The 8803-nt window shown below is 31.9% G+C and carries 9 protein-coding genes; 5 read left to right on the top strand and 4 right to left on the bottom strand.

Going from position 1 to position 8803, the window contains the following annotated elements; translation table 11 throughout:
- Positions 1–639 precede the first annotated feature (639 nt).
- The gene (locus tag Q0050_RS00595; RefSeq protein ID WP_298391641.1) at positions 640–1329 is read right to left on the bottom strand and encodes a DUF4294 domain-containing protein; all 690 of its coding nucleotides are present in this window, start codon (positions 1327–1329) and stop codon (positions 640–642) included.
- Between the two features lie 81 nt (positions 1330–1410).
- Between Q0050_RS00595 and Q0050_RS00590 the strand changes: the two genes are divergently transcribed.
- The 5 genes from Q0050_RS00590 to Q0050_RS00570 all read left to right on the top strand — a co-directional run bounded on the left by Q0050_RS00590 (position 1411) and on the right by Q0050_RS00570 (position 5462).
- A complete protein-coding gene (locus tag Q0050_RS00590; protein WP_298391639.1) occupies positions 1411–2499 on the top strand; it encodes a M42 family metallopeptidase in 1089 nt (362 codons plus the stop codon).
- A 130-nt stretch (positions 2500–2629) separates the two neighbouring features.
- A complete protein-coding gene (locus Q0050_RS00585; RefSeq protein WP_298391637.1) occupies positions 2630–3172 on the top strand; it encodes an RNA polymerase sigma factor in 543 nt (180 codons plus the stop codon).
- On the top strand, positions 3169–3702 hold the full coding sequence (locus Q0050_RS00580) for an anti-sigma factor (RefSeq protein ID WP_298391635.1): 534 nt from the start codon (positions 3169–3171) through the stop codon (positions 3700–3702). The genes Q0050_RS00585 and Q0050_RS00580 overlap by 4 nt, the downstream gene beginning before the upstream one ends.
- Entirely contained in the window at positions 3686–4738 is a 1053-nt protein-coding gene (locus tag Q0050_RS00575) for a hypothetical protein (protein ID WP_298391633.1), read from the top strand. Before Q0050_RS00580 ends, Q0050_RS00575 begins: the two co-directional genes overlap by 17 nt.
- Positions 4739–4742: 4 nt before the next feature.
- Positions 4743–5462: a head GIN domain-containing protein gene (locus Q0050_RS00570; protein WP_298391632.1), complete on the top strand. Its 720-nt coding sequence runs from the start codon at positions 4743–4745 to the stop codon at positions 5460–5462.
- Between the two features lie 195 nt (positions 5463–5657).
- On the opposite strand, the gene Q0050_RS00565 is transcribed toward Q0050_RS00570, so the two are convergent.
- The 3 genes from Q0050_RS00565 to tnpA form a co-directional block, all read right to left on the bottom strand.
- Positions 5658–6608 (bottom strand): phosphoribosylaminoimidazolesuccinocarboxamide synthase, encoded by a 951-nt coding sequence (locus tag Q0050_RS00565; protein WP_298391630.1) that lies wholly within the window; start codon positions 6606–6608, stop codon positions 5658–5660.
- 265 nt (positions 6609–6873) lie between these two features.
- Positions 6874–7677, bottom strand: a complete 804-nt coding sequence (locus Q0050_RS00560) for an SDR family NAD(P)-dependent oxidoreductase (protein ID WP_298391643.1) — start codon at positions 7675–7677, stop codon at positions 6874–6876.
- A 473-nt stretch (positions 7678–8150) separates the two neighbouring features.
- Positions 8151–8615: an IS200/IS605 family transposase gene (gene tnpA, locus Q0050_RS00555; protein ID WP_298391628.1), complete on the bottom strand. Its 465-nt coding sequence runs from the start codon at positions 8613–8615 to the stop codon at positions 8151–8153.
- Positions 8616–8803 lie beyond the last annotated feature (188 nt).

Genomic DNA, 8803 nt, shown 5'->3' with positions numbered 1-8803 from the left:
TTTAATCAGCTGGTTCTGTGATTGTTGTTGCCAAAAGTTTTTTTAAGAGTTGTTTATTAATCTACTCTCTTTTTATATTCTAACTCTTTTATACAATACAAAGGTACCACAACCATACACCATCTATGAAGTATCTATGGAGTATCCCTACACTATCCATACAATATCCATACACTATACCAGTACTAATATAACTAAAAAGATTCATAAATTAATCTTATTAAAGTTGTACACTATCATTATTGATTGTCAACTTACTTTAAAACTACTTTTGATCGTTGAAGTTTTTATAAGTTTGGTACTTCTTGGTAAGCTCGTGTATACTTAATCCCTACTTCTATCATACATTCTGCATTCCTCATCAATATATTCGCCATTCACTCGTAATGCAATCTGACTCGTCGTCAAATAACCGCACCGATTTCTTTCTATAATATAATATAGTTCTATAACTGTTATTGAACTATTGAATATCAAACTCAGTACAAGTGCTAATGAAATCTATACTATATTATATAAGTAGCAAAAAGTACACATACAAACTAAACCAATAGTGCATTGCATTAAATCTTGTTAGTAGCTAGATTGCGAACTTTATGCTTGAGAGTAGCGTCTTAATTAAGATTTGAACCTGAAACTTTACGTTTTCTTTTTATTTAAATCTTTGGCTAGTTTTCGCCAATGGTCGTTTAATTCATCTATATCTACTGGATTGGCCGATTTTTGTTCTACAAGTCTGCCGTTAATGAAAGCTCTATATAATATTGTTTCAATAAAATAATCTTCATTACTAGCATAAGGCTGATAAGTTTGCTTAAGATTAATATTGAAAAGCCTCGCAGTGTTATTGGACCAAAAGGCTTTCCAACCGCTTTTGTAATCCTTAATAAGTTCGTAGGTTGAGATTCCGGTTTGTCGGTGTATTAATTTGATTAGGATTTGACCTTGTTTAGTCGATAATTTTTTTAGTTTTTCTTTGAATTCGTTTTCTAAGTAATCTTCTACAATTTTGAAATACTTCTTTTTATCTTTTTTTGATTTTAACTTATCCATTGTTTTGTTCATTTGGGTAAGTCGCTCGGAAGCCAATTTGGCATAAGGATATACCTTATATACTCGGTTTTGGAGTAACAGGAATTGCTTTTGTGCTTCTGCGTCTAACTTATCTTTGGAAAGAACAACCTCTTCTAATAAAATTGTATCCATCACGGTTGTATCGATTTCTTTTAATTGAATATCTCTTTCTAATGGTTCAGTATCTTTTTCGACTTGTCCGAAACTAAACAAAGAAGTAAATAGGAAAAACAGAAGCAAATAAGACTTGTTCATTGTTGTTAATTTTAATGTAAAAATATAGAATATCCTTAACAAGTGTAGTGCCAAATTTATAATTTAGCAAAAAAATATTTTATGGCAACAAAATCAATACTTACAAAATCATCTATTTCCTTTTTAGAAAAATATTTAAATAACGCGTCACCTACTGGATATGAATCAGAAGGACAAAAAATATGGATGGATTATTTAAAACCTTATGTTGATACTTTTATTACCGATACTTATGGAACTGCGGTTGGAGTAATTAATCCGGAAGCTAAATTTAAAGTGGTAATTGAAGGACATTCGGATGAAATTTCTTGGTATGTAAACTACATTACTGATAATGGATTAATCTATGTAATCAGAAATGGTGGTTCAGATCATCAAATTGCTCCGTCGAAACGTGTTAACATTCATACTAAAAATGGTATTGTTAAAGGTGTTTTCGGTTGGCCAGCCATTCATACTAGAAATCGCGGTAAAGAAGAAGCTGCCACTTTACACAATATATTTATAGATTGTGGTTGTGCGACCAAAGAAGAAGTTGAGAATTTAGGTGTGCACGTTGGTTGTGTAATCACTTATCCTGATGAATTTATGATCTTAAACGAAAACAAATTTGTTTGTCGTGCCATAGACAACCGTATGGGTGGTTTTATGATTGCGGAAGTAGCACGTTTGTTGAAGGAAAACAAAAAGAAACTTCCTTTTGGTCTTTATGTTGTTAATTCGGTTCAAGAAGAAATTGGTTTGAGAGGTGCTGAAATGATTACGCAAACAATAAAACCCAATGTAGCTATAGTTACCGACGTTTGTCATGACACCACAACACCAATGATTGATAAGAAAATCGAAGGTGATTTGCAAATGGGTAAAGGTCCCGTTATTGCTTATGCACCTGCTACACAAAATATCCTACGTGAATTGATAGTTTCGACTGCTGAAGAAAAAAAGATTCCGTTTCAAAGACACGCAACTTCTCGAGTAACTGGTACCGATACCGATGCGTTTGCCTACAGTAATGGTGGTGTTGCCTCAGCATTAATATCGTTATCATTACGCTATATGCATACCACTGTTGAAATGGTTCATCGCGAAGATGTAGAAAATGTGATTAAACTGATTTACGAAAGTTTATTAAAAATTGAAGATAACCACGACTTTTCATATTTTAAATAATAGACCTTATATATATATGTATAGAAAATCCGGATTTTATGATTCGGATTTTTTTTTATCTTATTTTTATCAAAACTGTAACAATATAAAAATCTACTTGTCTTTTATATAGATTAACCCATAGAACCAATTGAAAAATACTAATCTAGACCTTGCTATTCTTCTTGAGCGTTGCAAAGAGCAAAATCAGAAAGCACAATTAACACTTTATAATCAATATTATAAGGCTATGTATAATGTTGCTTATAGAATACTTGGTGACCCTTTTCTAGCAGAAGATGCTATGCAAGAGTCTTTTTTGAAAGCCTTCACTAAATTAGATTCTTTCAGTGGAAACGTCACGTTTGGTTCTTGGTTGAAAAAAATTGTGGTTAATACAAGTATAAACGAATTAAAAAAATCGAATAAATACCAATTTGAGAGTTTGGATGAGAACTTGGAAGTGCAAGATTTTAATAAAGAATCAGAACATTATTCGCAATTAAAAGCTGAAAGCATTTTAAAAACCATACAAAGTCTTAAACCCAATTATAAAATCGTTCTGACCTTATTTTTTATTGAAGGTTATGATTTGGAAGAAATAACAAGCATTTTAAACATTAGCAATGAAAACTGTAGAACGATGATGAGTAGAGCAAAAGACAGTTTGAGAAAAAAAATAAATGAATTATGAGTACCCATAACCTAAATCAACTTTTTGAAAACCAAAATAACTGGGATTTTGAAGAACCCGAAACGGGACACGAAAAGCGATTTCTTGAAAAACTGAATAAACAAAAGCCTTCCAAGAAGAAAAAGCTTAATTGGATACCGCTTTCTATTGCTGCGTCGCTCCTACTTGGATTTGGAATTATACTGTTTTTGGTTAACAATCCAACCACCGAAGAAGTCGTTTTGTCACCACAAGTTCAAGAAACCCACGATTACTTTTCATCGGTAATAAGAAATGAATTGACCCAGTTAAAAAACCAAGAAACTCCTCAAAGCAAAGCATTGATTACCGATGCAATGAAAGAATTGGAGTCCTTAGAAGATGATTATCACAATTTGAAAGTAGAAATCGCTAACAATGGAGAGAACAAACAAATTGTTTTTGCTATGCTTACCAATTTACAAACTCGAATATCCTTTATAAAAACCGTTTTAGAACAAGTCGAAGAAATCAATAATTTAAACACCTTAGATGATGAAAAACATATTTAAAATAGTACTAACGCTTCTTATTCTTCCTCAATTTGGATTTGCTTTAGAAGAAACTCACGCCTACAATAAAGAGAAAAATATTTCAAAAACCTATAGTGTCAATGATGATGCCTTAGTAAAAATCACTAATTCTTATGGTAATGTCAACGTTTATTTGTGGGATGAAAATAAAATTTCAATTCAAGTAAACATAAAAGTTTCGGGTAATAATGAAAAGAAAATCAACGAACGACTTAATTCCATTGATGTAGATTTTGATGCAACTATGAGCAAAGTTGTAGCTGAAACTAAATTTACCACTAAAGAATGGAAAAGCAATAACATAAGTTATGAAATCAACTATGTGGTCAAGATTCCGCGAAACGGCAGTATTGATTTGACTAATAAATATGGAAACATTTCTGTAGATAAACTTAACGGCAGTTCGGCAATAGAATGCAAATATGGAAGTATTATTTTAGGACAATTTAATAATAAAACTAATAATATTAGTATCGCCTACTCGCAAAACTCTAGCATAAATTCAATTGATAAAATAAATTTGCAAAGTCAATATTCTGAAATTGATTTCCAAAAAGTTAACGCTATCAATATTGATGGAAATTACAATACTTTTAACTTCCAAAATGTGGGAACTTTAAATGTATCTTCTAATTATACCAAAATCAATTCAAAATCCATTCAAAAAGTAGCGATTGATGGCAATTATTTAAATTTAAAATTAGGCGAAATTGGAACTTCAGTGATTGTAAATTCAAATTATTCTGATATACAAGCTAGTGCTTCTAATAAAACCGATGCCGTTACCATCAACGGAAATTACACCAATTCTAAAATTAGTTGCAGTGCAGACTACGCTTTTGATATTAACTTAAATCTAAAGTATGGTTCGTTCACCGATAATGTAGGATTAAAATACACACAGAAATCAGAAAAAAACACCTCTAAATCCTTTATTGGCTATCACATTGCTACACGAAAATCTAAAATAAATATTACCACAAATTACGGAAGCGTTCAACTATTAACCAAATAACACTATGCAAAAACTATCAGTATTACTAGCAATTTTTACCCTTTCGATTGCTAATGCCCAAAGTTGGGATAACGAAAAAATAAAAGGAAATGGCGTTCTATCTACAATCACAAGAACCACTGGAGCTTATGATAAAATAGCTATTCAAGGTTCTTTTAAAGTAGAATTGATTGCAGCTAAAGAAGGAACTATCACCATCAATGGCGACGAAAACCTGATGGACTACCTCATTACTGAAGTTGTTGATCAAGAATTAAAAATCTATTTCAAGAAAAATCTGAATTATTCTTATAAAAGTACCATTAAAATTACCGTTCCTTTTGAAGAAATCAATGAAGTTTCCTTGACCGGTTCTGGCGAAATGATGACAAAAAACACCATTAATGCCAACAATTTTGAAGTAAAAATGACGGGTTCGGGCGATTGTGTGCTTCAAATAAAGGCTCAAAAAACCATTGCTAAATTTACAGGATCAGGAAACCTTGAACTTTCAGGAACTACCGACGACCTTGATGCTAAAACTGCTGGTTCAGGAACAATGAATTGCTTCAAGTTAGCCAGTCAAAATGTCAATGCTACTGTTGCAGGTTCTGGCGATTTGAATGTGAATTGTAGCAATAACCTAATTGCCAAAGTTGCTGGAAGTGGCACTATAAAATATACAGGTAATCCGAAAACTACTGACACTAAAGTTTCAGGTTCGGGCGAAATTATTGCAAGATAAAAAGAGTGAGTTAGTAATGCAAAAAAGTCCTAAATCGTATTGGTTTAGGACTTTTTTTATTTGAAGCGAATGGTATGCGCTTTTGGATCTACCTTATTCCTGCTGCCTTTCCAAAGCTACTATTGTTGCCTTCGAGATCCGCAGGCAACAATAGTAGGCTTTTCCCTTACATCAGGGCTAGTTAGCCAGCCATTTTTACAAAGTTTTTAGGTAAGCAAGAACATTGTTTTCAATACGCTCATTAATATTAGAGATATCTGCTTTCACAAACTTCTCACCCAAAATATTTTCATACAATTCAATATAACGTTCCGAAACCGATTCTATATAAGCATCCGTCATCTCTGGAATTACTTGTCCGTCTTTACCTTGAAAACCATTTTCTATCAACCAACGTCTCACAAATTCTTTCGACAATTGTTTTTGTTCTTCACCTCTATCTTGACGTTCTTGGTATCCTTCTGCATAAAAATAACGTGAAGAATCTGGCGTGTGAATTTCGTCAATCAAAACAATTTTTCCGTCTTTGGTTTTTCCAAATTCGTATTTTGTATCCACTAAAATTAATCCGCGACTCGACGCAATTTCAGTTCCTCTTTGATAAAGTGCGCGCGTATATTGTTCTAAAACCAAGTAATCTTCTTCACTAACAATACCTTTAGATAAAATAGCTTCGCGTGCGATATCTTCATCGTGCGAACCGTTGTCAGCTTTAGTAGTTGGTGTGATGATTGGCGTTGGAAATTTATCGTTTTCTTTTAAACCTTCGGGCATTTCTACACCACAAAGGATTCTTTTTCCTGCAGCATATTCTCTAGCAGCGTGTCCTGATAGATAACCTCTAATTACCATTTCAACTTTAAAAGGTTCGCATAAATGACCGACAGCTACATTTGGATCAGGCGTTGCAAGCAACCAATTCGGAACAATATCGGACGTCAACTCCATAAATTTTGTTGCAATTTGATTTAATATCTGTCCTTTATAAGGAATTCCTTTTGGCAATACCACATCAAAAGCAGAAAGTCTATCGGTTGCAACCATTACTAGAAGTTCGTCATTGTAGTTATAAACTTCTCTTACTTTACCACGATAAACCGATTTTTGATTGGGAAAATTGAAATTAGTTGTAGTTATTGTATTCATTATACTAGTGTGTTGTTTAATCTGAACTTGATTCAAATTCTATTCTTGTCAAGTTCTAAATGTGTTGTTTGGCAAAAATAGGTTCTTTTCAACACAAATACAATTTTTTTAAGAGTCAAACACATTAAATATTTTTGCCACTAATTTCACTAATAGGCACAAATTATAGTCAATTTTACTTCAATTAATTCACGAATTAAATTCGTAAAATTATATTGAACATTAGCAATTAGTGAAAATTAGTGAAATTCGTGGCTAAAGAAAATTATCTGCTTAAAACATATCTCCTTATCAATCTATCGAATAAGCGATAACCAAGAATTTTACGCAAATATTTCATCATATTAGCATCAAAACCTATAGCATATTTATGGAATCGTCGAGGTGGATTTTCTGCAATTTTATACAATTTATCAAGAATAGCGGTGGATAAATCGTGGTTTTCCGAAGTTTTTTTATTCATTATGCCATCAATACTGTCCATCATTTCGTTGTAAGAATGAATCGAGGATTTCGCACATTTAGAAACATTTTTTTGAAAATTAGAAGGTGTGTTTCCAAATTGAACGGTCGAAACGCTAATATTAAAATCTAGAAGTTCGTAAGCCATACATTCAGAAAAACTCTCTACAGCTTGCTTAGTTGGGTGATAAAAACTACCAAGAGGCAGATTTACCAATCCGGCAATAGAAGTAATATTGATAAAATGTCCTTTCTTTTGCTGACGAAAATGCGGAATAAACGCACGACAAACCTTAACAACACCAAGCCAATTGACCTTTACAATAGCATCAATTTTGTCATCATCAGAGAGTTCAACAAAGCTTCGATAGCCAATTCCGGCATTATTAATGATTACATCAATGGATTTATGCTCCTGTAAAATTTCATTTTTAGCTTTTTCGATACTATCAAATGAGGTTACATCAAGTTCGTAACATTTAATATTTGGTACATTTTCAAATACTGTTGCTTGTGAGCGACAGATCATTGTGGCAATTACGTTCCAATTCTTTTTTGAAAAATGGAGTGCAATCTCTTTGCCCAATCCGCCAGAAGCACCAGTAATAAGTATTGTTTTGATAAAGCTGCGTGTAAATGATTATTTTGAAACTATAATTTTAACAAATATATCATTTTGAATTAAATAAGCAAATTATCAATATTATTAAACGTTTTATTATGTCATTATTTAGCTAGAAAGGTTTAACTTCTCTATAGTTGTTGGATACATATAATTCCGGCGGAATTAAACGTTTGTAAAAAAAATAGGCAATCAAGGTATGACTCCGGCTCGAATCATACAAAATCGCAAAACTAATCTTTAGCTAGAAAGGTTTAACTTCTCTATAGTTGTTGGATACATATAATTCCGGCGGAATTAAACGTTTCTAAAACAGTATGACTCCGGCTGGAGTCACATAAACACCTATAAAACTAATCTGCATCCATAAAGATTCAAGTTATTCGAAGTTGTTTATGAAAATTTATGTGTAAAGTCATATTTCTTTTTTTTGAAAGTTTTGAATTTAATGCAAAAAATTAATCATCAAAAAATTCAAAAACATATTCTTCTTTGAAATCAACATTAAATTTTTCAAGAATTTCAAAATATTCTTCTTTGAAAGTTACTTTTTTGTGCTTCTGCTTTTGATTTAAGATATAATTATAAACATTTTCAATATGACTATGACTGTATGAAAAGGCTCCAAAACCTTCTTGCCAATTGAATTTAGCATTTGTTAAATTATTCTCTTTTATGAATGCGCTTGACGACTTTTTAATTTCTCTTACCAAATCAGATAAACAACATGTGGGTTTCATCCCAATAAATATGTGAAGATGATCTGGCATTCCATTTATTGCAATCAATTTTTGACCTTTATTTGTTATAATTCCTGTAATGTATTTATATAATTGTTCTTCCCACGAATAATCAATTAAGGCTTTTCGATTTTGAACCGCAAAAACGATTTGAATATAAATCTGTGAAAAGGTATCTGCCATAAAAAACTAAATTAAATATGAATTAGATATTATTAAAATATTAAACATTTAAAAAAAACAATTCTATAGAATGAAACGTCATTTGAACATAAAAGCTATAAAGGTTTGACTCCTGCCGGAGTCTTGTAAACACTTATAAATTAATCCTTGCTAGAAAGGTTTGACTCCTGCCGGAGTCTTGTAAACAC

This window comes from Flavobacterium sp. (assembly GCF_027483985.1).
GTDB lineage: Bacteria > Bacteroidota > Bacteroidia > Flavobacteriales > Flavobacteriaceae > Flavobacterium.
Note: the sequence above shows the minus strand (reverse complement) of the source record. Positions and strands in the feature narration are given on the sequence as shown.

What these genes read in the sequence shown, in the direction of transcription:
- Q0050_RS00575 (WP_298391633.1), top strand. Translation starts at nt 3,686, where the DNA reads ATGAAAAACATATTTAAAATAGTACTAACGCTTCTTATTCTTCCTCAA.
- Q0050_RS00590 (WP_298391639.1), top strand. Translation starts at nt 1,411, where the DNA reads ATGGCAACAAAATCAATACTTACAAAATCATCTATTTCCTTTTTAGAA.
- Q0050_RS00595 (WP_298391641.1), bottom strand. Translation starts at nt 1,329, where the DNA reads ATGAACAAGTCTTATTTGCTTCTGTTTTTCCTATTTACTTCTTTGTTT.
- Q0050_RS00570 (WP_298391632.1), top strand. Translation starts at nt 4,743, where the DNA reads ATGCAAAAACTATCAGTATTACTAGCAATTTTTACCCTTTCGATTGCT.
- Q0050_RS00565 (WP_298391630.1), bottom strand. Translation starts at nt 6,608, where the DNA reads ATGAATACAATAACTACAACTAATTTCAATTTTCCCAATCAAAAATCG.
- tnpA (WP_298391628.1), bottom strand. Translation starts at nt 8,615, where the DNA reads ATGGCAGATACCTTTTCACAGATTTATATTCAAATCGTTTTTGCGGTT.
- Q0050_RS00580 (WP_298391635.1), top strand. Translation starts at nt 3,169, where the DNA reads ATGAGTACCCATAACCTAAATCAACTTTTTGAAAACCAAAATAACTGG.